The organism is Rhizobium sp. AG855 (genome assembly GCF_003610655.1).
GTDB lineage: Bacteria > Pseudomonadota > Alphaproteobacteria > Rhizobiales > Rhizobiaceae > Allorhizobium > Allorhizobium wuzhouense.
The window spans coordinates 354,644-380,803 of sequence record NZ_RAQG01000005.1; the positions used below are offsets into that span (position 1 = coordinate 354,644).

The 26,160-nt window shown below is 61.2% G+C and carries 22 protein-coding genes; 12 read left to right on the forward strand and 10 right to left on the reverse strand.

The window, feature by feature from the left end; genetic code table 11:
• Nucleotides 1-4 precede the first annotated feature (4 nt).
• Entirely contained in the window at nucleotides 5-1,021 is a 1,017-nt protein-coding gene (locus tag DFO46_RS20870; RefSeq protein ID WP_110792865.1) for a LacI family DNA-binding transcriptional regulator, read from the reverse strand.
• A gap of 132 nt (nucleotides 1,022-1,153) precedes the next feature.
• Here DFO46_RS20870 and DFO46_RS20875 point away from each other — a divergent pair, with 132 nt between their 5' ends.
• The 6 genes from DFO46_RS20875 (at nucleotide 1,154) to DFO46_RS20900 (ending at nucleotide 7,335) form a co-directional block, all read left to right on the forward strand.
• A complete protein-coding gene (locus DFO46_RS20875; protein WP_120278911.1) occupies nucleotides 1,154-2,197 on the forward strand; it encodes a Gfo/Idh/MocA family oxidoreductase in 1,044 nt (347 codons plus the stop codon).
• Nucleotides 2,198-2,201: 4 nt separating this feature from the next.
• Entirely contained in the window at nucleotides 2,202-3,104 is a 903-nt protein-coding gene (locus DFO46_RS20880; protein ID WP_110792867.1) for a sugar phosphate isomerase/epimerase, read from the forward strand.
• Nucleotides 3,105-3,164: 60 nt separating this feature from the next.
• Nucleotides 3,165-4,400 (forward strand): sugar ABC transporter substrate-binding protein, encoded by a 1,236-nt coding sequence (locus tag DFO46_RS20885; protein ID WP_120278985.1) that lies wholly within the window; start codon nucleotides 3,165-3,167, stop codon nucleotides 4,398-4,400.
• 129 nt (nucleotides 4,401-4,529) lie between these two features.
• Complete coding sequence (locus DFO46_RS20890) at nucleotides 4,530-5,432, forward strand: sugar ABC transporter permease (RefSeq protein WP_120278912.1); 903 nt, start codon at nucleotides 4,530-4,532, stop codon at nucleotides 5,430-5,432.
• Nucleotides 5,429-6,256, forward strand: a complete 828-nt coding sequence (locus DFO46_RS20895) for a carbohydrate ABC transporter permease (protein ID WP_110792869.1) — start codon at nucleotides 5,429-5,431, stop codon at nucleotides 6,254-6,256. The genes DFO46_RS20890 and DFO46_RS20895 overlap by 4 nt, the downstream gene beginning before the upstream one ends.
• The gene (locus DFO46_RS20900) at nucleotides 6,253-7,335 is read left to right on the forward strand and encodes an ABC transporter ATP-binding protein (protein ID WP_120278913.1); all 1,083 of its coding nucleotides are present in this window, start codon (nucleotides 6,253-6,255) and stop codon (nucleotides 7,333-7,335) included. The genes DFO46_RS20895 and DFO46_RS20900 overlap by 4 nt, the downstream gene beginning before the upstream one ends.
• A gap of 141 nt (nucleotides 7,336-7,476) precedes the next feature.
• Here DFO46_RS20900 and DFO46_RS20905 read toward each other — a convergent pair whose 3' ends face one another.
• The 3 genes from DFO46_RS20905 to DFO46_RS20915 form a co-directional block, all read right to left on the reverse strand.
• Nucleotides 7,477-8,223 carry a cobalamin-dependent protein gene (locus DFO46_RS20905; protein ID WP_245408955.1) on the reverse strand — a complete coding sequence of 249 codons (747 nt, stop codon included), beginning with the start codon at nucleotides 8,221-8,223 and terminating at the stop codon, nucleotides 7,477-7,479.
• A 301-nt stretch (nucleotides 8,224-8,524) separates the two neighbouring features.
• Nucleotides 8,525-10,414 (reverse strand): 1-deoxy-D-xylulose-5-phosphate synthase, encoded by a 1,890-nt coding sequence (locus DFO46_RS20910; protein ID WP_120278914.1) that lies wholly within the window; start codon nucleotides 10,412-10,414, stop codon nucleotides 8,525-8,527.
• A gap of 202 nt (nucleotides 10,415-10,616) precedes the next feature.
• Nucleotides 10,617-11,006, reverse strand: coding sequence for a cytochrome c family protein (locus DFO46_RS20915; protein WP_110792872.1), 390 nt, complete (start codon nucleotides 11,004-11,006; stop codon nucleotides 10,617-10,619).
• Nucleotides 11,007-11,175: 169 nt separating this feature from the next.
• Between DFO46_RS20915 and DFO46_RS20920 the strand changes: the two genes are divergently transcribed.
• The gene (locus tag DFO46_RS20920) at nucleotides 11,176-11,622 is read left to right on the forward strand and encodes a TspO/MBR family protein (protein ID WP_120278915.1); all 447 of its coding nucleotides are present in this window, start codon (nucleotides 11,176-11,178) and stop codon (nucleotides 11,620-11,622) included.
• On the opposite strand, the gene DFO46_RS20925 is transcribed toward DFO46_RS20920, so the two are convergent.
• Genes DFO46_RS20925 through DFO46_RS20950 form a run of 6 tightly spaced genes read right to left on the reverse strand, consistent with a single transcriptional unit; the run spans nucleotide 11,589 to nucleotide 17,885 of the window.
• Nucleotides 11,589-11,900, reverse strand: a complete 312-nt coding sequence (locus tag DFO46_RS20925) for a hypothetical protein (RefSeq protein WP_147412786.1) — start codon at nucleotides 11,898-11,900, stop codon at nucleotides 11,589-11,591. The genes DFO46_RS20920 and DFO46_RS20925 overlap by 34 nt on opposite strands.
• The gene (locus DFO46_RS20930) at nucleotides 11,888-13,096 is read right to left on the reverse strand and encodes a geranylgeranyl diphosphate reductase (protein WP_120278917.1); all 1,209 of its coding nucleotides are present in this window, start codon (nucleotides 13,094-13,096) and stop codon (nucleotides 11,888-11,890) included. The genes DFO46_RS20925 and DFO46_RS20930 overlap by 13 nt, the downstream gene beginning before the upstream one ends.
• Nucleotides 13,097-13,130: 34 nt before the next feature.
• The gene (locus tag DFO46_RS20935) at nucleotides 13,131-14,495 is read right to left on the reverse strand and encodes a BCD family MFS transporter (protein ID WP_120278918.1); all 1,365 of its coding nucleotides are present in this window, start codon (nucleotides 14,493-14,495) and stop codon (nucleotides 13,131-13,133) included.
• A 10-nt stretch (nucleotides 14,496-14,505) separates the two neighbouring features.
• Complete coding sequence (gene chlG, locus DFO46_RS20940) at nucleotides 14,506-15,429, reverse strand: chlorophyll synthase ChlG (protein WP_120278919.1); 924 nt, start codon at nucleotides 15,427-15,429, stop codon at nucleotides 14,506-14,508.
• Between the two features lie 60 nt (nucleotides 15,430-15,489).
• On the reverse strand, nucleotides 15,490-16,941 hold the full coding sequence (ppsR, locus tag DFO46_RS20945) for a transcriptional regulator PpsR (protein ID WP_120278920.1): 1,452 nt from the start codon (nucleotides 16,939-16,941) through the stop codon (nucleotides 15,490-15,492).
• Nucleotides 16,938-17,885, reverse strand: a complete 948-nt coding sequence (locus tag DFO46_RS20950) for a cobalamin-binding protein (protein ID WP_245422670.1) — start codon at nucleotides 17,883-17,885, stop codon at nucleotides 16,938-16,940. The genes ppsR and DFO46_RS20950 overlap by 4 nt, the downstream gene beginning before the upstream one ends.
• A gap of 216 nt (nucleotides 17,886-18,101) precedes the next feature.
• On the opposite strand from DFO46_RS20950, the gene bchF reads away from it, so the two are divergent.
• From bchF to bchL, 5 genes are read left to right on the forward strand one after another with little or no spacing between them, the layout of a single operon-like run.
• A complete protein-coding gene (bchF, locus tag DFO46_RS20955; RefSeq protein WP_120278921.1) occupies nucleotides 18,102-18,629 on the forward strand; it encodes a 2-vinyl bacteriochlorophyllide hydratase in 528 nt (175 codons plus the stop codon).
• Nucleotides 18,626-19,930 (forward strand): ferredoxin:protochlorophyllide reductase (ATP-dependent) subunit N, encoded by a 1,305-nt coding sequence (locus DFO46_RS20960; protein ID WP_120278922.1) that lies wholly within the window; start codon nucleotides 18,626-18,628, stop codon nucleotides 19,928-19,930. Before bchF ends, DFO46_RS20960 begins: the two co-directional genes overlap by 4 nt.
• Nucleotides 19,927-21,483, forward strand: coding sequence for a ferredoxin:protochlorophyllide reductase (ATP-dependent) subunit B (gene bchB, locus DFO46_RS20965; RefSeq protein WP_120278923.1), 1,557 nt, complete (start codon nucleotides 19,927-19,929; stop codon nucleotides 21,481-21,483). Before DFO46_RS20960 ends, bchB begins: the two co-directional genes overlap by 4 nt.
• A complete protein-coding gene (locus DFO46_RS20970; RefSeq protein WP_120278924.1) occupies nucleotides 21,455-25,228 on the forward strand; it encodes a magnesium chelatase subunit H in 3,774 nt (1,257 codons plus the stop codon). The genes bchB and DFO46_RS20970 overlap by 29 nt, the downstream gene beginning before the upstream one ends.
• Nucleotides 25,225-26,154 (forward strand): ferredoxin:protochlorophyllide reductase (ATP-dependent) iron-sulfur ATP-binding protein, encoded by a 930-nt coding sequence (bchL, locus tag DFO46_RS20975; RefSeq protein ID WP_120278925.1) that lies wholly within the window; start codon nucleotides 25,225-25,227, stop codon nucleotides 26,152-26,154. The genes DFO46_RS20970 and bchL overlap by 4 nt, the downstream gene beginning before the upstream one ends.
• Nucleotides 26,155-26,160 lie beyond the last annotated feature (6 nt).

A 26,160-nucleotide genomic window follows, 5' to 3' on the forward strand; every position in this document is an offset into this window, starting at 1 on the left:
GTTATCAGCCGCTTTCGCCCTCGATCAGTGTCATGGGCCAAAGCCGGCGGCGGGTGGCATCCGGATAGTGATGCGCGAAGTCTGGCATGGTGGCCAGCAGGCTCTCGGCGAGTGCAATGCCAAGAGCCCTGAGATCGGGCCGGAAGCAGGTCATCACCGGATGCAGGAACTGTGCCTGGGGGCTGTACTGGCCGATGACCGCGATATCCCGGCCAGGCTTCAACCCTGCTTCCTGAAGGCCGCGATAGAAACCGACGACAGTCGCTTCGTTGAGGAGGATGATGGCGGACGGACGGTCGCGCGATTTCATCACCTGTTGCGCGACCTGGTAGCCGCCGGGCTCGTTCGGCCCCGAGCGGTAGACATGCGCCGGCTGCAGTTCAAGTCCGTGACGTGCCAGGATGAGCCGGCAATGATCCTCGAAGACATGGCCGAGGTTGATGTCGCCATGCGGACGGCTGATCGCGATGTGCCGATGGCCGTTGGCGACCAGACGTTCCAAGGCATCCTCCGCCATGCCCTCGAAGTCGAGGTCGTACCAGGGTTGGCCCACATCGGTCTGGCTTCGGCCGAGCGTGATGAAAGGAATTTTCGCCCTGCTCAGCAATTCGAAGCGCGGATCCTGAAAGCGGGTTGCTGAGAGGATGATGCCATCCGCGAAGCCACGCGCGACGATGCGCTTGAGATAGTCATCCGGGTCTTCCTCGGATGAACACAAAAGGGCGACGAGATCGAGCTTGTGGCGCGCCAGGACCGTCTGCACGCCGTCGAAGACCCGCATGAAGAAGGTGTCGCCCTGGCCGGTGATGTCGTGACCCGTCTGGATCATGAAGCCGATGATGCCGGTCGCCCCCTTGCGGAGCGAGCGGCCGGCCTGATTGGCAACATAACCCAGTTCTTCAGCCGCCTCGAGCACGCGACGGCGGGTCTCTTCGTTGACATCAGGCTTGCCGTTCAGCGCGCGTGAGACGGTGCCGATGGAGATATCGAGATGTTCCGCCAGTTGCCGGATGCCCTTCATGACCCCTCCAAGGAACCGCGCCGTAATCGTTTACGAAATCTCTATTGACACATGCGGCGTCTCGTTCATAGTGTCGTAAACGTTTACGGGATGTGCGGAGAAGGAGCTCCGGGCATTCTTTGGGAGGGTAGAGTGACATTAAGGGCCGTTTTGTGCGGGTGCGGAGCCATGGCCAAGGGCTGGCTCCGAGCGCTGCAGTCAAGTTCCGAACTGAAGCAGGAGGTGGAGATCGTCGGCCTCGTTGATCTCGATCTGTCGGTTGCCAAGGCACTGGCACTTGAATTTGGTCTCGATGATGTGGTGATCGACACGGATCTGGCGTCCGTTATCAATGCGACCGGTGCCGACATTCTGTTCGACGTCGTCGTGCCTTCTGCCCGCTTCTCGGTTGTCTCTACGGCCCTTCGCCTCGGCTGCCACGTTCTTTCCGAAAAGCCGCTTGCCGCCTCCATGGACGAAGCGAAGGCTCTGTTGGCGCTGGCTGCGGAAACGGGCCGGGTGCATGCCGTGGTCCAAAACCGCCGTTATATCTCCGGCGTCCGCCGCCTGCGTCGCGCCGTCGAAGATGGATTGATCGGTGAGGTCTCCGGCATCCATTGCGACTTCTTCATTGGCCCGCATTTCGGCGGCTTCCGCGAAGCGATGGACAATGTCCTTCTTCTCGACATGGCGATCCATACCTTTGATGCCGCACGTTTTGTCTCCGGCAAGCAGCCGCTCAAGGTCTATTGTGTGGAGACGAACCCGTCGGGTTCCTGGTACGCCCATGGTGCGTCGGCCAATGCGATCTTCACGCTCTCGGGTGATGCCGTTTTCACCTACCGGGGATCATGGTGCGCCGAGGGGCGCCGCACCAGTTGGGAAAGCGCCTGGAGGTTGGTGGGCTCGAAGGGCATGCTGACCTGGGACGGCGAGGAGGCTTTCGAAGCGACCCTTGCCGGCAGCGATCCGGGTCTTTTGCGCGGCCATCAGGTCGTGCCCATCCCCATGGCGCCGGATGAAGAGCAGACCCACGGACATCGCAGCGTGCTGGCCGAATTCATCGACGCGATCAAAACCGGCCGCAGGCCGGAAACGGTCAGCGACGACAACATCAAGAGCCTCTCCATGGTCTTCGGTGCGATTGAAAGCGCCCGGACCGGACTTCCCGTCAGTATTTCAGTCGAAGGACTTTAAACCCGTGAGCAATCCCGCAAACTCCATACGCGTCGGAACCATGGTCAGCGCCAGCGGCGGCAAGGCGGCTGAGCGGATCGGCCAGATCGCCGAACTCGGCTTCGAGAGCTTCGAGCCCTTCTTCTGGCAGACGACAAACGGCCAGGATCTCGCTGAGCTCGGAAAGCGTTGCATGGATGCGATCGGCGATCGCGACATCACCATGTCGACGCTCGGCATGTTCGGGAACCCGTTGGAAGAGAAGGACATGGACCTCCAGACCCTTCAGGGTTGGAAGGATTGCATCGACAACGCCCATCATTTCGGGGCGACCTGCATCGCCGGCTTCACAGGCCGCATCCGCAACCGGCCGCTGACCGAGAGCCTGCCGCGTTACCGCGAGATCTGGAGCGAGCTTGCAAAGCGCGCGGCGGACAAGGGCGTGAAGATCGCCTTCGAAAATTGCGCCATGGACGGCAACTGGCAGACGGGCGACTGGAACATCGCGCACAATCCCGACGCCTGGGAGCTGATCTTCAACGAGACACCGGACGAGCATATCGGGCTTGAATGGGAGCCGTGCCACCAGATGGTCTATCTGATCGATCCGATCCCACAGATCCGCAAATGGGCGCACAAGTTTTTCCATGTGCATGGCAAGGACGCGACCATCCGCTGGGATGTGATCCGCGAACACGGTGTATTTGGCAAACATCCCTTCGTTTTCATGCGCACGCCCGGCTTCGGCGATACCAACTGGACGGATGTGATTTCCGAGCTGCGGCTCGCCGGCTGGTCCGGTTCGATCGACATCGAGGGTTGGCATGACCCTGTCTATCGTGATGCGCTGGAAATGACAGGGCAGGTGCACGCGCTGAATTATCTGAAGAATTGCCGGGGTGGGGACTTCGTCATCGACCCGCAATGAAGACTGCCGCCCGGCTTGGAGGAAGCCGCGCGGATCAATGGTCCAACAATGGAGGAGAGCATGTCTATTCGAAAGAGCCTCGTGGCGGGCGCATTGGCGCTTGCCTCCGTATCCGCACTGGCGCTGGCTGCCCATGCGCAGGAAGAAGTCACCATTACCATCTGGAGCCTGGACAAGCCGGAACAGCCGGCCTTCAACCTGGCGAAAGAATTCGACGAGAAGGAACCCGGCATCAAGGTCGAGTATCGCCTCATCCAGTTCGACGATGTGGTCAGCGAAGCCATGCGCGCCTATTCGACCGGTCAGGCGCCCGATATCATCGCCATCGACAATCCCGACCATGCGCTTTTTGCCTCGCGTGGCGCATTTCTCGATGTGACGGATCGCGTTGCCAAATCCGAAATCATCAACCCCGAAAATTATTTTGCCGGCCCGCTGAATTCCGTCAGCTGGGATGGCAAGCTCTTCGGTGTGCCGAAGGCAACCAATACGATCGCGCTCTATTACAATGCCGACATGTTCAAGGAGAAGGGGCTGGACCCCGACAAGCCGCCGCAGACATGGGCCGAACTCATCGATGCCGCCCGCAAGCTGACGGATCCTGCCAAGAACGTCTACGGTCTCGCCTTCTCGGCCAAGGGCAATGAGGAGGGCACGTTCCAGTTCCTTCCCTGGGCCCAGATGGGCGGTGGCAGCTACCAGCACATCAATACCGACGGAGCCGTCAAGGCGCTGGAAACCTGGAAGACCATTCTGGATGAGAAGCTTGCTTCGCCCGATAGCCTGACACGCGGTCAGTGGGATTCGACCGGCACCTTCAATTCCGGCAATGCCGCCATGGCAATCTCCGGTCCATGGGAACTGAACCGGATGTCGGACGAAGCCAAGTTTGACTGGCGCGTGGCCCTCTTGCCGGTGCCTGAGGTCGGGGCGGAACGTTCGTCCGCCATGGGTGACTTCAACTGGGCGATCTTCGCGAACAGCAAACATCCGGATGAAGCGTTCAAGGCGCTGGAGTATTTTGCCTCGCAGGACGACAAGATGTTCGAGAAATATGGCCAGCTTCCGGCCCGGTCCGACATCTCGCTGCCGCCGACCGGCAACGAGAAGAAGGACGCCGCGCTGAAGGTCTTCCAGGAGCAGCTGAAATACGCGAAGGCACGTGGGCCGCATCCGGAATGGCCGAAGATCTCCAAGGCGATCCAGGATGCCATCCAGGCCGCGCTTACCGGCCAGATGTCGCCGAAGGACGCGCTCGATCAAGCCGCTGAAACCATCAGTGCCGTGACCGGCTGACCGATCGGCTGGCGGAATGGGATCAGATGTCCCGACCGCCGGCTCTTTGAACCTCCCGGAGGGCCGTCCTCGTTCCCCAGTTGCGGGGGCGGCCCGACCGGAGCCATGAGCGCCTGTGCGGAGACATCCATGCGCAAGATTATATCCAGCCTGACGGACGGGCGCGGCTTCGATATCGGCCTCGTCGCGCTTCCGCTCGGCTTCCTGCTTCTGATGTCCGGCCTGCCGCTTCTCTACAATGTTCTGATGAGCTTCCAGGAAGTCGACATGTTTTCGTTGGGCAGCTTTTTCCGTCCCTTCGTCGGCTTCAAGAATTATGTGACGCTGTTTTCCCAGCGGGAAACCTGGCCGATCTTTGCGAATACCACGATCTTCGTCGCCGCCTCGATTGCCGGGCAGTTCGTGATCGGATTCGGGCTGGCCCTGTTCTTCTGGACCAATTTTCCCGGTGCCTCGTGGTTGCGAGGGCTGTTCCTCGTCTCCTGGATCATGCCAGGGCTGGTGGTGGGCGCTGTCTGGAACTGGATCCTTTCGGGCGATTTCGGCGTCTTCAACTATTTTCTGCGCGAGACGGGCATTATCTCCTCCAACATATTCTGGCGCTCCGATCCGCAGTATTCGTTATGGGCCGTCATCATCGCCAATATCTGGCTCGGAACATCGTTCAACATGATCCTGCTTTCGGTAGGCCTCTCCGGCATTCCGAAGGATCTTTACGAGGCCGCCGAGCTCGATGGTGCGAATGTCTGGCAGCGCTTCTGGACCATCACGCTTCCGATGATGCGTTCCACCATCGGCGCGGTCATCTCGCTCGGCTTGATCTTCACACTGCAGCAGTTCGACCTCTTCGCCGCCATTACGTCCGGCGGTCCGAACAACTCGTCGAATGTCGCCCAGTACTGGGCCTGGGATCTTTCCTTCCGGCAATATGATTTTGCGCGCGGCGCGACCATCTCCGTCATCATGATCATCTTCGTGATGCTGGCGTCCATCGTCTATGTCCGCTCGACCCGGCAGGAGATCCGCGGATGAGTGATACTGCACGCAACCGCTTGATGCTTGCCATCGCCATCGTGCTGGCGGCGATCTATCTTTTCCCGCTCTACTGGATGTACATCACCACGGTAAAGACCGGATCGGCGATGTTCGCGACACCACCGAGCTTTTGGCCCAGTGATCCGCAATGGGCAGCGTTTCCTTATGTCTGGGAAAGCCGGAACATGGGGCGCTACCTGTGGAACTCGCTGGTCATTGCCTTCGGTGCCGTCACGCTGATCACGGTGCTGGGCACGGGCTGCGCCTATGTACTGGCGCGTTACCGCAATGGCTGGATCGATGTCGGGCTGTTCCTGATCCTCATGCTGCAGGTCCTGCCGGCATCGCTGATGATCACGCCGATCTTCGTCGGCTTCTCTCAGGTCGGCATGCTGGAATATCCCCGGATTGCCGTGATCATCGCGATTGCTGCCAAAAGCATGCCCTTCTTCGTCGTGCTGGTGCGCGCCACGTTCATGAGCGTGCCCATGGAGCTGGAAGAGGCGGCCCTCGTCGATGGCAATTCGCGCATTGGCGCCTTCTTCCACATTGTCCTGCCGCTTGCCCGCAACGGCATCCTGGTTTCTGCCATCCTGATCTTCATGCAGGCCTTCGGTGAGTTCGTCTATTCCAAGTCGATCATCCAGGCCGCCGAATACCAGCCGGCCAGCGTGGGGCTGAATTCCTTCATGGGGCCGAACACCAATGAGTGGAACAACATCATGGCCTTTGCCACGATATATGTGACCCCGATCCTCGCCGTCTTTGTCCTACTGCAGCGCCGGATCGTTTCCGGTCTGACCTCCGGAGCCCTGAAATGACCCACCAGATCGAACTCTCGGGTGTCAACAAATATTACGGCGCCTATCACGCCCTGCGCGATATCGACCTCAAGATCAAGAAAGGCTCCTTTGTCGCGCTGGTTGGGCCATCGGGTTGCGGCAAGTCGACCCTTTTGCGCTCATTGGCCGGATTGGAGACGATATCCGCCGGTGATCTGATGATTGCTGGCGAACGAATGAACAATGTGCCGCCGCGCAAGCGCGATCTGGCCATGGTGTTTCAGTCCTATGCCCTCTATCCGCATATGACGGTTGAGCAGAATCTCACCTATTCCTTGCGCATCCGCGGCATGAAAAAAGCCGAGGCGAAAAAGGCGGCAGAGGAAGTCGCGGCGACCACGGGGTTGTCGAACCTTTTGCATCGTTACCCGCGTGAGCTGTCCGGCGGTCAGCGCCAGCGCGTCGCGATGAGCCGTGCGATCATTCGCAATCCCAAGGCCTTTCTCTTCGACGAGCCCTTGTCCAATCTCGACGCGGCGCTGAGGGTGCATATGCGCAAGGAGATCCGGACCCTGCATGACCGGCTCGGGGCAACCTCCGTCTATGTCACCCATGACCAGATCGAGGCGATGACCATGGCCGATCATGTGGTCGTCATGCGCCAGGGTGTGATCGAACAGCAGGGCGCCCCCCTTGATCTCTACGACCGCCCGGTCAACAAGTTCGTGGCGGGCTTCATCGGCTCGCCTGCGATGAACTTCATTCCCGCCTTGCCGGGGCCGGATGGGCGTTCCCTGATACTCGACCTTGGGACACAGCAGGTCGTCACGCTCGATCGCCCGGTTCCGCAGGTCAGCAAGCTCATCGTCGGTCTTCGCCCCGAACATTTGCGCATCGTTCCGGATCACGATGCGATGTTGCGGCTGCCGGTCGCAGTCGTCGAGAGCACGGGATCAACCACGTACATCACATCGGCCACAGTGCCTGAAATCAGCGTGGTGGTCGGCGATCGACAGACCTTGAGCCACGGGCAGGTCATCGGCCTGTCTTTCGATCCGCGCCATCTGCATCTGTTCGATCAGGAGACAGAACAGCGCATCGACGCGGAACGCGCGTGACGACCCGAATCCGGAACTGTGGTCATGAGTGGAAGGCCGCAAAGCACTCGAAAGAAAGAGGCTGCCGCCAGCCTCGCCATATCTCGCTATCCGTGCCCGCGTCCGTCGCAGCGCGTTTCGCGTTTTAACGGACGCGATGGCTCAGGCGCCAATCCGGTCTGCCAGATGCATCACTTCAAGCGCGGATTTTGCCACCATGTCGGCGCCGATCGCGTTGAAGGCTAGGGGGTGCTTCATGACTGCGGGGCCACCGAGCGCGATCTTCATTCTGCTTAAGGCGCGGTTGGATTGGATCCGGCGCACAGCCTCGGCACATTGCTCGACTTCGTCGATACGACCGACGGAAATCCCGAGCAGCGCATAGGACGAATTGGAAAGCCGCATATAGAGGCTGTCGTCCAGTTCAAGATCGGCGCCGCCATCGACATCCCATCCCATGTCCCGGAAACAGGAGGCGACGATCGAGACCCCGATGGTGTGCATCGCGCCTTGCGTTCGAGCCAGCAGCACGCGTCGAGACCGCTGGCGGTCGCGAATGGTCTGGCTGCGGCTCTGTGAGAGATGGTTGACGATCATGCCAAGCCGCGTGGATGCCACGGCAACCTGAATGAAGTCCGTTTCGTCGTGACACCAAAGCCTGCCCAGCTGCGCTGCGACCGGCGAGAAGAGGTGGATTGCCAGCGTATGCATGGGAATGTCGCTGCGCTGCAGCTCGTCGATCATGTCCCGATGGCCTCGCGGATCGGCCTGGATCAGGGCGGCGGAGAGCGCGCCGCGATAACCAATCGCCGTTTCCGTTCCGGGAAGCTGGCGCGCCTTTGGATCGAGTTCCGGGTGAAGGTGAAAGTCGATATCCGAAGGCATGGCCTCATCGGACAGATCCGTCACCAATTCTTTGTGCGCTGCCCCTACAATTCTAGGGACCGCACCTCGTATGGCGTTTTCGAGCACGCGTTGTTCGAGGCTCGAGAGCCTCGGATCGCCGGTGTTGTGGGCCGATTTCCCATCGTTCCTTTGGGGTGGATCGCCGGTCCCTTTCGGCGGCCCCCCGAATTTGTCACCCGCCATGTTACCCTCCCGGTCATCGGCTTGGGCGGATCCGCTCATCCCGATGGGATACTACCTCATTCTTTCCCTGTCGCCAAACCGATCGTAGTCTTATACGCTGACCGGCGTCCTGCGGTTTAGTTCAGCGATCCTCTGCGCGGTGCAAACGAGCCGGCAATTCCTGTTGACCGGCGCGGGCAGAGCGCCGGAGATCGGCGGATGTGCGAACAGGAATTGCGCCTGTCCGTGCGGCCGCTGCGATGTGCCGGGCCGTCAGTTTTGCCTCTTCATACATGTCTTCAGGGCTTGCCTGAGCGATGAAGGTGTCGGGCAATGTCAGCGTGCGGATTGCGCAGCGACCGTCCAGCATGCCGCGATTGGCCAGATGATGCAGGACGAGTGCACCGAACCCGCCGGTCGAGCCTTCCTCGACGGTCACCAGCATGACGTGGTTTTCGACCAGATCGGTTAGCAGGGCAGTATCAAGCGGCTTTGCAAAGCGGGCGTCGGCAACCGTCACCGAATACCCTTCCAGGGCAAGAAGCCGCCGTGCCTTCAGGCATTCGCCCAGCCGAGTGCCGAACGACAGCAATGCGATCTGGCTCCCCTGTTCGACGATGCGGCCTTTGCCGATCGGGAGCAGCTCGCCCTGTGCCGGCAAGGGCGTGCCGGTGCCTTCGCCGCGCGGGAAGCGGAAGGCGATAGGCCCCTGGTCATGGGCAGCGGCCGTCGCCACCATGTGGACCAGTTCCGCCTCGTCGCTCGCGGCCATGACCGTGAAGCCGGGCAGGTTGGCCAGGTAGAGAATGTCGAACGCACCCGCATGGGTCGGTCCGTCGGCACCCACCAGCCCGGCCCGGTCGATCGCGAAGCGCACCGGCAGCTGCTGCAAGGCGACATCATGGACGATCTGGTCGAAGGCACGCTGCAGGAAGGTGGAATAGATGGCGCAGAACGGCTTCATGCCGCTCGCGGCAAGTCCTGCGGCGAAGGTGACTGCGTGCTGTTCGGCAATGCCGACATCAAAGGCGCGCTCGGGGAAGGTCGCTGCAAAGCGGTCGACGCCTGTACCCGATGCCATGGCTGCCGTGATTGCAACAATTCGGTTATCGACATTCGCTTCCGCGATCAAAGCATCGGCAAAAACCTTCGTATAGCTCGGCGCCTTGGCTTGTATCTTCTGCTGGATGCCGGTTGTCACCTCGAAGGGATTGACGCCGTGATACTTGTCGGCGGCCTGTTCAGCCGGGCCATAGCCGGCACCCTTGCGTGTGCGCACATGCAGAAGAACCGGGCCGCCTGTCCGTGACTTGAGCTCGCCAAGCACGGCGAGAAGGGCATCAAGATCGTGGCCATCCACCGGCCCACGGTAGTCGAAGCCGAAATTGCTGAAGAGATTGCCCGCAACGACTTCTGCTCCTTTTCGGATCTCGGCCAGATGGTTGGTCAACGCACCGGTTGAGGGCGAGATTGACATATCGTTATCGTTGAGGATCACGATTAGCGGGCGGTTGGACGTGCCCGCATTGTTCAAGGCTTCGAAGGCCATGCCCGCCGACATCGCGCCGTCGCCGATGATGCACACGACGTGACCGTCCTCACCCTTAAGGTCACGGGCTGTCGCAAATCCAAGGCCGGCCGAAATCGAAGTCGACGAATGCGCGGCCCCGAAGGGGTCGAAGGCGCTTTCGAGGCGGCGGGTAAAGCCGGAGAGACCGTTCTTCTTCCTGAGGCTGCGCATTCGCTCGCGCCGTCCCGTCAGAATCTTGTGGGGGTAGCACTGGTGGCTGACGTCCCAGATGATCGTGTCCGTTGGGGCGTCGAAAATGGTGTGCAGGGCGACGGTAAGCTCTATGACGCCGAGGCTGGATCCGAGGTGGCCGCCGGTTTCCGAAACGATGCGCAATGTCTCGTCCCTGAGCTCTCCCGCCAAACGACAGAGCGCATTGCGGTCCATACGCTTCAGGTCGTCCGGAGATCTCACCTGGTCGAGCAAAGGGGTGGCGACATCATTCGCACAAGACAGACCCACTGCGCTCTCCTCCCACGCATGTGGCCAATTCTTCGCGGCTTGCTGCTTTCGAATTTGCCAATCTGGCGCTTACGGAAGTCGTTGCCTGAGAATGGTCCAATAGGCACATCTTCGGAGAAGAAATGCGATATGTAAACTTTTTTTTACACTTTGGTCGCAGATTCCGCCGGAATTTTCATCCCGGCGGAGCGAAAGACGCAGCTTACTGAGCCGGGCTGAAGGTTTTCACGTAGGCAATCACGTTTGCGACGTCCTTCGGATCCTTCAGGCCGGGAAAGGCCATCTTGGTGCCCTTCACGACGCCACGAGGGTCGGCGAGATAGGTGGTCAGCAGGGCTTCGTCCCAAACTTTCCCCGCACCGAAATCGGTCATGGCCTTGGAGTATTTGAAGCCTGCCGCAGTGCCTGGTTGCCTGCCGATCACGCCCTGAAGCGACGGGCCGACCTTCTGCTTGTCGCTATCGATGTTGTGACAGACGGCGCACTTCTTGAACACCGTTGCGCCGGCAGCGGCGTCGCCTTCCTGGGCAAAGGCGTTGGTTGACAAGAGCAGTGCGGCGGCTGTGCATGCGGCTACAATAATCCTCGACATTGGTATCCTCCCATGGCATCGCGGATAAAAATCATATGTATTGCTGGCATGAAGTCTCGCCATCTGCGCAAGGGCGCTGGATGGTCAGTCTTGCATCGTGGTGCATTCTGCGGAACCGCACACGTGCAGTTCGCTTTTGATAATACGCAAACAGACCGGGAGCCGGATCATGGCAGCAGTCGTCTTTATTGTCATCGTGCTTGCGGCCGCCTCCAGCGGCGCCATCTTCAAGCCCGGAGAATGGTACGAGACCCTGCGCAAACCCGGCTGGACGCCGCCGAAATGGGCTTTTCCCGTCGTCTGGTCCATCCTCTACGTGATGATCGGTTATGCCGGCTGGCTGGTCTGGACGACCGCCGGTTGGTCCTTGCCAATGGGGCTGTGGACCTTGCAGATCGTGGTGAACGCACTCTGGTCCTTCTTCTTTTTTGGCCTGCGGCGCATGGATCTTGCACTTGTTGATGTCGCCATACTCTGGCTCTCGGTGGCCCTGTTCATTGTCGCCGCATGGTCCGTGGTGCCGCTCGCTGCATTGCTGTTCGTGCCCTATCTCGCCTGGGTAACGGCTGCAGCCAGCCTCAATCATTCCGTTCGACGCCTCAATCCGGACGCCTGAGCGGAGAGCCTGGCGCGCAAATCCAGCAGAAATGCGATCAGCGAAAGCGCAAGAAGACCGGCGAGCAACAGGATAGGCCCCTGGCGCATCGCGCTGCCGAATGCCGCAAGCAATGCGCTTCCCGAGACGGCATTGGCCAGGAGCGCGCGCAGAGTGGCGCGGGGTGCAGGCGACAGCCGGGCAGCTGCGATCGTGACCGTCCACAGCACGAGGATCGCGATCACGCTGACCCAGCCGGAGGTGAAGAATGCGGTCAGCCACGCCGTCATCTCTGCCACGCCGGAATGCCGAAGAGCTTCGCGAGGTCCTTGGTGAAAACGCGCAAATGCGCCAGCGGATCACGCCGGACGAGCTTCTTGTTGAGATAGGATTCCCAGGTCAGCCGCTGCACATCGGGGTCAGCGCACATGGCGACGAATTTTTCGCGCAGACGGTCGTTGCGGTACCAGATCGTCTGCATCATCCAGAGAATGAAGAACACACGCCCATGGGCTCGCATGAAGCTGCGGCGTGCCTCCGCCAGAGGCTTGCCGCTGTTCAGGAGCAGAGACTGATGCATGGCCTCGGCCGATAGACGGCCGCAGAGCATGGCGTAATAGATGCCTTCTCCTGAGGACGGGGCCACTGTGCCGGCGGCATCGCCGGCCAAAAGCACGTTGCGGCCATTGTCCCAACGCTTCATGGGCTTGAGCGGCAAAGGTGCCCCCTCTCGACGAATGGTTTTGCAGTCGCCAAGCCCTGCAGCCTGCCGCAGCTTGATTGTGGCCTCCCGGATATTGTGTCCCTTGACCGCAGTCCCGCTGCCGATGCTGGTGTGTTTGCCGTGTGGAAAGACCCAGCCGTAAAAATCCGGCGAAATCCGGCCGTCATAGATGACGTCGCATCGATCGGCTCGGAAACCGTCGGGCAAGTGGTCGACCGGAGTCTCGATGATCTCATGATAGGCGAAGACATAAGGCGGCTTGCGCGCGGCAGGAAACATCAGACGGCGGACGGCTGAATTCGCACCATCGGCACCGATCACACGACGCGCAGTGATGTGAATGGCGGAACGGTCGCGTTCCTCGCCCCCTGTCGGGCTCAGCGTAAATTCGAGCACTCCCTGGTCGCCGTCGCGAACGGCTTCAAGCTCGGCGGTCAGGCGGTTGGCACCGGCTTCGGCCGCGCGTTGGCGCAGATAGGGATCGAACGTGGCACGATCGACCATGCCGACATAACCGATGTCACCGATCGTCATGTCGACGCTTCGCCCGGATGGCGCGATGATGCGGGCGGCGTTTGCCCGCGCGACCAGTTGGTCATCGCAAATTGCGAAGTCGACAAGCGCTCGCGAAGGGATGGCTCCGCCGCAGGGCTTGATGCGGTTGTCGGGGTCAACAAGGACGACACTGTGGCCCATTTCCGCCAGTCGTTCGGCCGCCATGGCGCCGCAGGGTCCTCCGCCGATGACGGCGACATCATAGGTCTTCCGCATGCGCTTCTCCCTGCCGGCGCGCCGGCGTCAGGGTTTATTCTCCGGGCATGAAGGCTGTCTCAGGCGCGGTGTCCGTTGCAGTCTGTCGCTCTCGCCCTATGCGGGTCGCAACGAGCGCCGAGATGAGAAAGAGGCTTGCCTCGATCGAAAAGACGGAGGCAAAGGCATCCGCATCGCTTGCCGTCAGCCAGCGGCCGAGGTCGAGGGCGACTGTGCCGAGGACGCCGCCGAGCCCGAAGGCGATGGCCTGTGCTGCGCCCCAGATTCCCATGCGCATACCGTAGTTCGCGGTTTGCCCACGACCGGCCAGGATCATCATTGTGCCGACGGCGGCGACCGCGAAGGCGCCGTTGGTTGCGCCGAGAAGGAAGATGTTGATCTTGAGCGGCCAATCAGGCGCGACTTGTGTCGAAAAGGCCAGGGCTGCCAGCGCAAGCGCAGAGCCGAAACATCCTGTTGTGATGAAGTGACGGGGCAGGTCCGGATAGCGTTTTCCAAAAAGGGCGCCGGAAATCCCGACCATGATCATGCCAAGGAGAACGCCGCCATGTTGGGTGCCGGAGAGGCTGGTTGTCTCCCCTGGGGTCATGCCGAACAGAAGGCCGGCATAGGGCTCAAGAATGAGATCCTGTGTGGCAAAGGCCAGCATCGAGAGGAAGATGAACAACGTAAAAAGCCGGGCCTCGCGATCGTCCAGTACATCCTGCAGGCTGTCGCGAAAGGTCGTGGCCGGCGCCTGCGTTGCGGGCGAGTCGACCGTCGGTCGCGCCTCCATGCCGGCAACACCGATGAGCCCGAGCAGCCAGGCGACGAACCCTGTTGCGGCGGTGATCGCGATCAGGCGCTCGTGCGAATAGGGATCGAGTTGTTTTCCAACGACAATCGAGGTGACGATAATCCCCGCGATCATCAGCATCCAGGTGATGGTTGCGGCTGCAGCGCGTCGTTCGACGGCGGTCTTCATGGCGATCAGCGCCAGCAGTGACGTGCCGGAGGCGCCGATACCGATGCCGATCAGGATGTAGGCGAAAATGGCAGCGGTGATGCCGGCTATAAAGGACTGTTCGAAAAGGAGCGTGGTTGCCGCAGCTCCAGTGCCGGAACAGGCAAGAAGGGCCAGGCCGCCGATGATCCACACCGTTCGCGATCGGCCGGTATCTGATTTATGGCCCCAGACCGGTCGCGAAATCTGGACGCCGTAGTGGAGGCCCACCAAAAGGCCAGGGATTACGGCGGCCAGGCCCAGTTCTACAATCATCACGCGATTGAGCGTTGATGTTGTCAGGACCACGATCGAACCAAGCGCTGCCTGGACAAGCCCCAGCCTGACGATGGCGAACCATCCGAGACCAGGGATCGAAGGCCTTTGAGCGACGGTATCGAGGGCGATCCGACCCATGAGGCTTCTCCTAACCGACCGTCATCGCCGCAAGCGATGACTCACGCAAGGCGATTGCTGCGGCCATCATGCCGCTGACATAGAGCCCGACACCGAAAGCCGAATACCAGACGGCTTTGCCTTCGGGATCCCTGAGGAAACGCAGCATGCAGAGACCCTGCAGCACAAGAACAAGGGTGACGAGGGCTGCGCCGGTCGAAAGCCCCTGCTGCGCCAAAAGCAGGATCACCCCCAGTTGCGTCGTTGCCATCACCAGGCAGGCGATCCGCGCGGCCATGTCTGGTCCATGCAGCACCGGCAAGCTTGCGACACCCATTTCGCGATCGCCCCTGATCGACTTGAAGTCGTTGAGGGTGAGAATGCCGTGGGCACCGAGCCCGTAAAGAAGGGCGACGAGGACGGTGATTGTGGATGGGGCATGGCCAAGGGCAGCGCTCGCCGCCGTGATCCAGGGCAATGTTTCGTAGCTGAGGCCGACGACACCATTGCCGATCCAGCCATTCTGCTTGAAGCGGACGGGTGGCGCGCTGTAACCCCAGGCCAGCGCAAGCCCGCAGAGTGCAGCCATGAACACGAGGGGACCGAGCAGAGCCGCAACAGCCAGCGACAATGCTGACATGGCGATGGCAACAGCGAGCCCCCATTGCCCCGGCATTCGGCCGGAGGGAATGACGCGGTCCGGTTCGTTGATGGCATCGACATGCCGGTCGAACCAGTCATTGACGGCCTGGCTGGTGCCGCAGAGCAGGGGACCGGCGAGAAGGATGCCGGTTGCAATCGGGAGCCACCTTTCACCCGTGCCGGCGCCGGATGCTATGGCGCCGCAGGCATAGGCCCACATCGGCGGAAACCAGGTGATCGGCTTCAGCAACTGCACGACCGCCGCAGGCGACGGGTAGGATGCTGCCGGTACGTGGGATGGGATCTGAGCCATGGGAGAAGGCTATGCCGCACCCATGAATGTGTCAACTTAAATTGACAGTCGCTGTGTCGTTCAGCTCGCTTGTCCGCTACCGGGACGATAGTCTTCAAGGCCGTGACGGCGCAGCTTGATGTAGAGGCTCTGACGCGACAGGCCGAGAATTTCAGCGGCATAGGCGCGGTTGTTGTTGGTCTGGTCAAGGGCTGCTTCGATGCAGATCTTTTCGATCACATCGAGCGATTCCCGAATGAGATCCTTCAGCGGGACCTTGCCGACAAGGGCCGAAAAACCTTCCGCCTGGTCGGATACTCCAGGGGAGGGAATGGTCAGGCGTTCGGCGCTTGTTGCCTGCGGCATGACGATCAGTTGCACCGTACCATTCGTGGGGTTCAATCGGGCGGAAATGCTGACGGCGCTCTCGGCCGAAAGATTGTCCGTCAGCGTTGATGTGAAGCCGCGCACGCAAGGCTCATCAAGCAGCCGCGTGTACAGGACGCGAACGTCGATGGAAGCGCCGGTAAACCAGGAGGCAACGTTGCGGCCAAGAACCTGTGTCATCGACGGGGCGTGGATCAGGTCGAGAAACAGGGTGTTGGCAGCAAGCACAACGCCATCCGTATCCGTCTGCACCACCGCTTCCGGCAGGTCCGCGAGGCCAATCTCTGCAATGCCGACCGGCTTTTCCGTGCGCTGGCGCTTGCTCTCCAGATCTTGCTCCGATGGCCAGAGCGCGAGCAGTACATTCGTGATGCCGTTTTCCCGATAGGAACGCAGTGTCAGCGAGATCGACTGCCCCTTGGCAATGCCGATGCCATCCAGATGCACCGGGTTCGGGCTGTGGCGGGCTTCACTGATGGCGTCGCCAAGGCGATCCCGTTCATGTTTTCCGAACAGGTCGCGGATCGATTTCCCGGAAAGGGGAGCGGCCGTGGTGGATAGCAGCGATGCGGCTGCCGGATTGGCATCCAGAATGGTGCGCCGCTCGCCGTCGAGCATAACATAAGCCACTGTCGCGACCTTGAAGGCCGTGCGGTAGCGGGTTTCGGCTTCCTTCAGCTCGCGGTAGTCGGCCTCCAGCTCCAATTGCGTCTGTACGAGACGCTGCTGGTCATGCATCTGCTGGCGCAACTCGCGGCCGACAACGATCGTATAGGGAAAGTCCTTGGCGTTGTAAGCGGAATAGACGACCGGCAAATCGGGCTTGCCGGCGCATTTGTGGTTGACCTGATAGCCGCGCACGGGATGGTGATGGCTGCCGGCAGACAGCATGGAGTCGATCTTCGGGACCGACTCCATCGTGACGCAATCCTGCAGGCGTTTTCCGACGGTCTTCGCCAAGCCGTAGTCTGCCAGATCGTTCCCTGCGAGATAGATCTGGGAGATGATGGCGCTGTGGTCGATCAGCATCACGACATCGGCGCCGAGGCTGACGAGCGAACCGATCGAATCCAGATCGAGGGTCTTCAGCAGGCTGTCTGCAACTGCAAACCCATCCGTACCGCTATGACCGTTCAGTGGCTTCATGGAGTGAGCCAATCGATTCCGCTGGGTGTAACCACTGCTGTTCGGCCGGCGGCGCGAGCCTGCTGGCTGATTCTTTCCAATTCATAGTAACTGTCGCAGATCTTCACGGCGGAGTAAACGCTGTCACAGATGCAGTCAATCCCCAAACCTACAAGAAAATCAACGGAATCCAAGGCTGCGGCGCCTCCGACAACGAGGGGTAGACGCGCCTCGCCACGCAGCTTGCGCACATCCTGGACGAGGCTTTTGAATTCGGCCGCCAGGCGTATATTGCTCCAACCGATGCAGGCGATATCGGCACCTTCAAGTGCGCGCCGGAGCGCAGGCGTTTTCGTCGCCGCCGGGTCCAGTACCTGGCTTGCCCAACCGAGACTTTCGAAGAGCAACCCGATCAGGTGCGGCATCAGCGTGTGTTGCTCGCCCGATGGCGTCAGAATCAGGGCGCAGGGCGCCTCTCGCTCGGCGTCGCTCAGTTCGAGCGAGAGTGATGTTGCCAACTCCTGCAGTCGCGCGCTGCCAATCGTGACGTCGATGAAATCGCAGTCGTCCGACACCCACTCCCTGCCCAGGAGGCGAGCAACCGTCTCGAGGAAAAGGACCTTCACGTAAAAGGGGCGACCGGGGGGCAATTGGTGTTCGAGAAAGGCTCGAAGAGAGGCGAGGCGGGTACGGGGATTGAGAATAAGAAAACGAAACTCTGCGAGCGCCTTCTCGTAAAGGCGATCGTGCTCCAGCCCCCGGTCGTAACGCGCCGAAAGCTTCTCGGCCGTCATCGAAGCCACCGTCCCCTCGATCAGGCGACGGAGCTTTTCTCCGTCACTTTGGGTTAGGTATGCTCTCTTGCGCTCCGCGGCAAGCCTTACGAACGGCTTCAAGCCCTCGCAACGCGACGATTTTGGGTCATTTGGCCAGTTGTTCTCGCCCTGAAGTGATCCGTCAATCATCCCGCGTGAGCCCCTCATCCGCGAAACCGAACCTGTGCGGCGTCAGGCGTGGACGGTAGGCATCCCGTCAGACGAGCCAGGACAGAATGAACCCAGTTTGTGTTTCTGTAAATGAAAATATACGTCAACCTAAGTTGACACTTTGATTGTCTGGGGCGTAGTCTTCCGTTAATCCCGATTGCCCTTGGGAGGGGATGGGAGAAGGGATGGACTGCCATGCGCATACCCAAACCATCGGCATCTGGCCGCGCCCTCTACACGACGGACGAACGCCGCAGACGCGACGAAACTGTCTGGACGCTGGTGCAGGGCATCCTCGCTCCCGTCCAGTTCCTCGTTTTTCTTGTCAGCCTCGGTTTGATCCTGCGGTATCTCGCCACCGGCGAAGGCCTCATCGCGGCTGAGTTTTCGATCGTGGTGAAGACGCTGACGCTCTATTCCATCATGGTCACGGGTTCGATCTGGGAAAAGGTTGTCTTCGGCCGCTACCTCTTTGCCCGGCCTTTCTTCTGGGAAGATGTCTTTTCCATCCTCGTGCTGGCATTGCATACGGCGTATCTGCTTGCTCTGTTCACGGATGCGCTGTCATCCGGCGCATTGATGGCGCTCGCGCTTGCAGCCTATCTGACCTACCTCATCAATGCCGGGCAGTTTCTCTGGAAGCTGCGCCTGGCCCGGCTCGACCAGGCCGGCAGGGCCTTGGCGCTCGGCAATGGCTCCTCGCTTTCGGGGAGCACCTCATGAACCAGCCACTCGTCTCCTGCGCCACGCCTTCCGCCACCATCCGCCAGCGTGGCCAGCACGAGGTTTTCTGCGGACTGACCTCGATCATCTGGCTGCATCGCAAGGTGCAGGATGCCTTCTTCCTGGTCGTGGGCTCGCGCACCTGCGCCCATCTCATCCAGTCCGCTGCCGGCGTCATGATCTTCTCGGAGCCGCGCTTCGCGACGGCTATCATGGAAGAGCGCGATCTCGCCGGAATGGTCGACATGCATGATGAACTCGACCGGGAGGTGGCCCGCCTGCTTGAGCGCCGTCCTGATATCCGCATGCTGGTGCTGGTCGGCTCCTGTCCGTCGGAAGTGATCAAGTTCGATCTCAACCGTGCGGCAGAGCGCCTTGATCGCCGTTACGGCTCCAAGCCCCGTGTGCTCTGCTATTCCGGCAGCGGGATCGAGACGACTTTTACCCAGGGTGAAGATAACTTCCTCGCCGCTCTGGTGCGCGATCAAGCCGTGCACGGTGCCAGCGACAAGATAGCGAAGCTCGTCGTTGCCGGCTCGGTAGCCGATGTCGTGGAAGACCAGTTTACCCGCCTGCTCGATGATCTCGGCCTCGAAGATGTCGTCTTCCTGCCCGGCCGCAGCAGCGACCGCCTGCCCAGGATCGGGCCGAATACGCGCTTCGTTCTGGCGCAGCCTTATCTCGGGGCCACGGCCGCCGCACTTGAGAGCCTCGGCGCGACGCGCATCAATGCCCTCTTCCCGCTCGGCGAAGAAGGCACGACGGCATGGTTGAAGGCGATTGCCGATACGTTTGGGGTGTCACCGGCCCGTTTTGCCGCCGTCACCGAAGCTCCGCGCCGCCGCGCGCTCGAAGCGACCGCCCACTACCGTCCGACGATTGAGGGCAAGCGGGTCTTCCTCTTTCCCGACAGTCAGCTCGAGCCGTCGCTTGCCCGTTATCTCAGCCGCGAGCTCGACGCCGAGATCATCGAAGTCGGCAGCCCCTATCTGCACCGCGAGCACGTGGCCGGGGAACTCGCCATGTTGCCGCCGAGAGTCTCGATTTCCGAGGGCCAGGACGTCGAGATCCAGATCGACCGCTGCCGGGCGGCAAAGCCCGACCTCGTTGTCTGCGGCATGGGCCTTGCCAATCCCTTCGAGGCTCAGGGCATCGTGACCAAGTGGTCGATCGAATTCGCCTTCACCCCGATCCAGGGTTACGAGCAGGCCGGCGATCTCGCCGAACTCTTTGCCCGTCCGCTGACGCGCAAGGCGATGATCGCGGGCGACCGCTCCGGCAGCCGGAGGGTCGCATCATGAAACTCACCATGTGGACCTATGAAGGACCGCCGCATGTGGGTGCCATGCGGATCGCCGCTTCGATGAAGGGCGTGCACTATGTTCTGCATGCGCCGCAGGGCGACACCTATGCCGATCTGCTCTTCACCATGATCGAGCGACGCCCGTCGCGCCCGCCGGTGACCTACACGACCTTCCAGGCGCGCGATCTCGCAGGCTCCACGGCTGATGTGTTCAAGTCGGCCTGCCGCGATGCGGTCGAGCGCTTCCAGCCGGATGCGCTTCTGGTGGGTGCGTCGTGCACCGCAGAACTTCTGCAGGATGATCATGCGGGTTTGGCGCGTACGCTGGATGTTGGCATTCCCGTGGTGCCTCTGGAGCTTCCGTCCTACCAGAAGAAGGAAGCCTGGGGCGCTGCTGAGACCTTTTATCGTCTGGTGCGCAGCTTTGCCGGCGGTCGCGAGCATCCCACTGAGATCGCCCCGAACTGCTGCAACATCCTCGGTCCTTCCGCCCTTGGTTTCCGCAACCGTGACGACGTGACTGAAATCTGCCGGCTGCTTTCCGCCAATGGCATTGACGTGCGCGTTGTCGCACCGCTCGGTGCAACCGTTGCCGATCTCGCGAAGCTGCCGGAAGCCGCCTTCAACATCGTGCTTTATCCCGAGATCGGCGAGAGTGTCGCGCGCTATCTGAAGAAGACCTTCGGCATGCCTTTTGTCTCGACCGTTCCGATCGGCATCGGCGCGACCCGCACCTTCCTTGCGGAAGTCCGGGCGCTGGCCGGTCTTTCGAATGACGAGCCCGTCGGTGAAGCAGAGGATCGCGCCACCTGGTATTCACGCTCCATCGACAGCAATTACCTCACCAACAAGCGCGTCTTCGTCTTCGGCGATGCGACCCATGCGATTGCTGCGGCCCGCATTGCGGCCCGAGAGCTGGGCTTCAAGGTCTGCGGTCTCGGCACCTATATGCGCGAATTTGCCCGCGAAGTGCGGGAAGCTGCGGAAGAGTTCGGCGTCGAGGCCTTGATTTCTGACGACCATCTCGACGTCGAGCAGGCGATCATCGACGCCCGGCCCGAGCTGGTGCTGGGAACGCAGATGGAGCGTCACATCGCCAAGCGGCTGCGGGTTCCCTGCGCCGTCATTTCGGCCCCCGTGCATGTCCAGGATTTCCCGGCCCGTTACTCGCCGCAGATGGGCTTCGAAGGTGCGAACGTGATCTTCGACAGCTGGGTCCATCCGCTGATGATGGGGCTCGAAGAGCACCTTCTGCAGATGTTCCGCGACGACTTCGAGTTCAACGACCAGGCCCAGGCCTCGCATCTGCATGGCCATTCTCCCGCTTCCGCTGACGCTGCAGGAGAGGCTGACGGCGGGACCATGCTGATGGCCCAGGCGCCATCAGAGGATGCCGTCTGGACACCTGATGCCGAGCGCGAGCTCAAGAAGGTTCCCTTCTTCGTGCGCGGCAAGGCACGCCGCAATACCGAACTTTTCGCCACCCGCAAGGGTATCCGCCCGATCACCGTGGAGACGCTGTATGACGCGAAAGCCCATTTCGCCCGCTGACAGCACCCCGGTCCGGGTGGTGTTGGTAACCCTCGACAACCACATCGTGGCAGCGGTCGATGACGCCCGTCGCAGCCTTTCGCGCGATCTGCCGGGACTGACGCTTTCCGTGCATGCGGCGACTGACTGGAACGACAATCCCGCGAGCCTCGACGCTTGCAGGTCGGCGATCCTTGCCGGCGACATCATCATCATCTCGATGATCTTCGTCGAAGAGCATGTGCGCGCCATCGCCGACGTCGTGGAAGCCCGGCATCGCGAATGTGACGCCATGGTCTGCTGCATGTCCGCCGGCACGATCATGAAATACACGACCATGGGCCGCTTCAAGATGAGCGAAGAGCAGAAGGGGCCGCTGGCGCTCCTGAAGAAGCTTCGCGGCAAGAGCTCGCGTGGCGGCAAGGATAGCGGCCGCACGGCCGGCGAGCGCCAGCTTGCCATGTTGCGTCGTCTGCCGCAGCTCCTGCGCTTCATTCCCGGCACGGCGCAGGATGTGCGCAACTACTTCCTGACGCTGCAATACCGCATCGCGGCCTCGGACGAGAACATCGCCAACATGGTGCGCCTGCTGGTCGGCAAATATGCCAAGGGCGAGCGCAAGGGGCTTCAGGGCCGGGTGACCGTGGGCGATCCCGTCGAACATCCGGATATGGGTCTCTATCATCCGGGTCTGAAGCCGCGTGTCACGACCCAGCTGTCCGCTATGCCGTTCAAGCCCGGAGCGCGTGGAACGATCGGTCTTCTGCTGATGCGGACCTACATTCTCTCCGGCGATACAGGTCATTACGACCGGGTCATTCGCGAGCTGGAGATGCGTGGCTTCAACGTCGTGCCCGTCTTCTGCAGCGGACTCGACATGCGCGGCGCGATCGAGCGTTACATGACCGGCGGCGCAGCCGGTGTGAAGATCGATGCCCTTTGCTCTTTGACCGGGTTCTCATTGGTCGGTGGTCCTGCCTATAGCGATGCTGAGGCTGCGGCCGCGCTGTTGGAAAGACTGGACGTTCCCTATTTCTCGGCCTTCGTCACTGAATTCCAGACGCGCGAAGCTTGGGTTCAGTCGAGCCAAGGGCTGACGCCGATCGAAACGACGTTGATGGTGGCGATCCCGGAACTCGATGGTGCGATCGGCTCGATGGTCTTCGGCGGTCGCTCCGATGGTGCGGCCAAGGCCAAGGCCTGCATCTGCTCGCGCCAGCTCAATGCCTGCCCCTCGGGTCGCGCCTGCATGCAGCCTGACGACGAGCGGGTGGCGTTGTTGGCCGACCGGCTGGCTGCGATGGTCGATCTGCGCCGTGCAGCCCGCGCCGAACGGCGCCTTGCTGTCACGATCTTCAACTTCCCGCCGAACAGCGGCAGCATCGGCACCGCCGCCTTCCTTTCAGTTTTCGAGAGCCTGTTCGAAACCATGGCCCGGCTGAAAACCGAGGGCTACGATGTTGACGTGCCCGAGGATGCCGAAGCTTTGCGGTTGGCGATCCTCGAAGGCAATGCCGCGCTTTACGGCGCCGAAGCCAATGTTCACACCGTTATCTCTGCCGATGAGCATGTGCGTGGCGAGCGGCATCTCGCCGACATCGAGGCACACTGGGGCCCGGCCCCTGGACGTGTTTTGAGCAATGGTCGTGGTCTCTTCGTTCTCGGCCGCCAGTTCGGCAAGCTGCTCGTCGCCATTCAGCCACCCTTCGGCTACGAAGGCGATCCGATGCGGCTGCTCTTCGAGGGCGGCTTTGCCCCGAACCATGCCTTTGCTGCCTTCTATCGCTATCTGCGCGAAACCTGGAAAGCGGATGCCGTCCTGCATTTCGGCACCCATGGTGCGCTTGAATTCATGCCGGGCAAGCAGGTCGGTCTGTCGGCAAGCTGCTGGCCGGACCGCCTGCTGGGCGCACTGCCGAATTTCTATCTCTATGCGGCCAACAATCCGTCGGAAGGATCGATTGCCAAGCGCCGTTCGGCTGCGACACTCATCTCCTATCTCACGCCGCCGATCACCCATGCCGGTCTCTACAAGGGCCTGAGCGAACTCAAGGCTAGCCTTGACCGCTACAGACAGGCCGCCCCTGATGCACTGGTCGAGCGCGAGCGCTTGTTCGAACTCATCCAGGTGCAGGCAGCCCAACTCGAACTTGGTCGTGACAGTCTCGTCCAGACGGAAGGCGAGGTCATCCAGTCCCTGGTCGCGGAAATGGCCGAGCTTGAATATGCGCTGATCCCGCATGGTCTGCATGTTGCCGGTCGCGGCATGGGACATGAGGAGCGGCTCGACATGCTGGAGCATGTCAGTGCCGGTATGCCGGCCATCGTCGGCCATGCCGATCGGCAAGCGCTTCTGCTGGCCATTGCGGCTGGCGACGAATTGGCGGTTGCGCAATCTGAAAATGCCGGTTCGCCGGATCTGAAAGAAAGCATCGCGCGCCTGAAGGCGATGAATTCGGAGCTCGTGACGAACCGCGAACTCGACGGCCTTATCCGGGCGCTTGATGCCCGCTACGTGCCGCCGTCACCCTCCGGTGATCTGATCCGCACGCCGGAGATGCTGCCAACTGGTCGCAACATCCATGGTTTCGATCCCTTCGGCATTCCGAGCGCCTTCGCCGTTCAGGATGGTGAGCGCCAGGCAGCACGCGTCCTTGAGCGGTACATGCAGGCTGATGGTCGCCTGCCGGAGACGGTCGCCGTCGTGCTCTGGGGCACGGACAATCTGAAGACGGGCGGGGCGCCGCTTGCCCAGGCCATGGCGCTGATGGGTGCAAGGCCAAGGCTCGATGCCTATAACCGCGTCTGCGGTGCCACCCTGATCCCGCTCGAGGAGCTGAAGCGTCCGCGCATCGATGCGGTCATGACACTCTCGGGCATCTTCCGCGATCTTCTGCCGATCCAGGCGAGCATGCTGGCCGAGGCAAGCTATCTGGCTGCGACGGCGGACGAGCCGGTTGAGATGAATTTCATCCGTAAGCACGCGCTTTCCTATTGCGCGGGCCATGGCTGCGATCTCGAAGCGGCAGCCTACCGGGTTTTTTCCAATGCCGACGGGGCCTATGGCGCCAATGTCAACATGCTGATCTCGTCGTCCGCCTGGGATGACGACGAGGAAATCGCGCAGACCTACAGCAACAGGAAGAGCTTCGCGATCAATCACAAGGGCAAGACGAGCCATCAGGCCGATGTGCTCGACAGTGTGCTGGAACATGTCGACATGGCCTATCAGAACCTCGATTCTGTCGAAATCGGCATCACCACGATCGAGCACTACTTCGATACGCTTGGTGGGCTGAGCAAGGCGGTCTCGAAGGCCAAGGGCGGCATTACGCTTCCGGTCTTCATCTCCGACCAGACGCAGGGCGAGGGCCGTGTGCGCACGCTCGGCGAACAGGTGGCGCTCGAAACCCGCACCCGCACGCTGAACCCGAAATGGTTCGAAGGCATGCTGAAGCATGGCTATGAGGGCGTGCGCCATATCGAGGCGCAGGTCACCAACACGCTCGGCTGGTCGGCAACGACCGGCGGCGTCGACCCCTGGGTCTACCAGCAGATCACCGAAACCTTCGTGCTTGATGACGCCATGCGTGAGCGGATTTCCACACTCAATCCGGCTTCGGCCGCCCGCGTCGCCAATCGATTGATCGAGGCGCATGAGCGCAATTACTGGCAGCCGGATGCCGAAACGCTGGCCGCCCTGAAACAGGCCGGTGAGGAATTGGAAGACCGTCTCGAGGGGCTGGTCAGGGAGGCTGCCCAATGAACATCTACACCCATGGCAAGATCGCCGAACGCGAGGCCCGCATTGCCGAGAAGCTCCGGGAACGCTCGGATGGCGAAGGCAGCGTGCAGGTCCATCTCGACCCGACGATGGAAATCGACGGTGCCAAGGTCTTTGCGGTCTACGGCAAGGGCGGGATCGGCAAATCGACGACCTCGTCGAACCTCTCGGTTGCCTTCTCCATGCTCGGCAAGCGCGTGCTGCAGATCGGCTGTGACCCGAAGCATGATTCCACCTTCACGCTGACCAAGAGCCTGATCCCGACCGTCATCGACGTGCTGGAAAAGGTCGATTTCCATTCCGAGGAACTTCGTCCGGAAGACTATATGGTCGAGGGCTATAACGGCGTGCAGTGCATCGAAGCCGGTGGTCCGCCGGCCGGGACCGGCTGCGGCGGTTATGTCGTCGGCCAGACGGTGAAGCTGCTCAAGGAGCATCACCTGCTCGACGACACCGATGTGGTCATCTTCGACGTGCTCGGCGACGTGGTCTGCGGCGGCTTTGCCTCGCCGCTGCAGCATGCCGAACGCGCGGTCATCGTCGCCGCCAACGACTTCGATTCCATCTTCGCGATGAACCGCATTGTGGCCGCCATCAAGGCCAAGTCGAAGAACTACGACGTCAGGCTGGGCGGCGTGATCGCCAACCGGTCGCGCGAGACGGACCAGATCGATCGCTACAATGAAGCGATCGGCCTCAAGCGACTCGCTCACGTCCCTGACAGTGATCACGTGCGCCTCAGCCGCCTGAAGAAGAGCACGCTGTTCGAAATGGGTGACAGCCCAGAGATCCTCGGCATCCAGCAGGAATATATGCAGCTTGCCGAGCGGCTCTGGGCGGGCACGCCAGCACTTGAAGCCGAACCGATGAAGGACCGGGAAATTTTCGAATTTCTCGGCTTCGAGTGAGGTTGT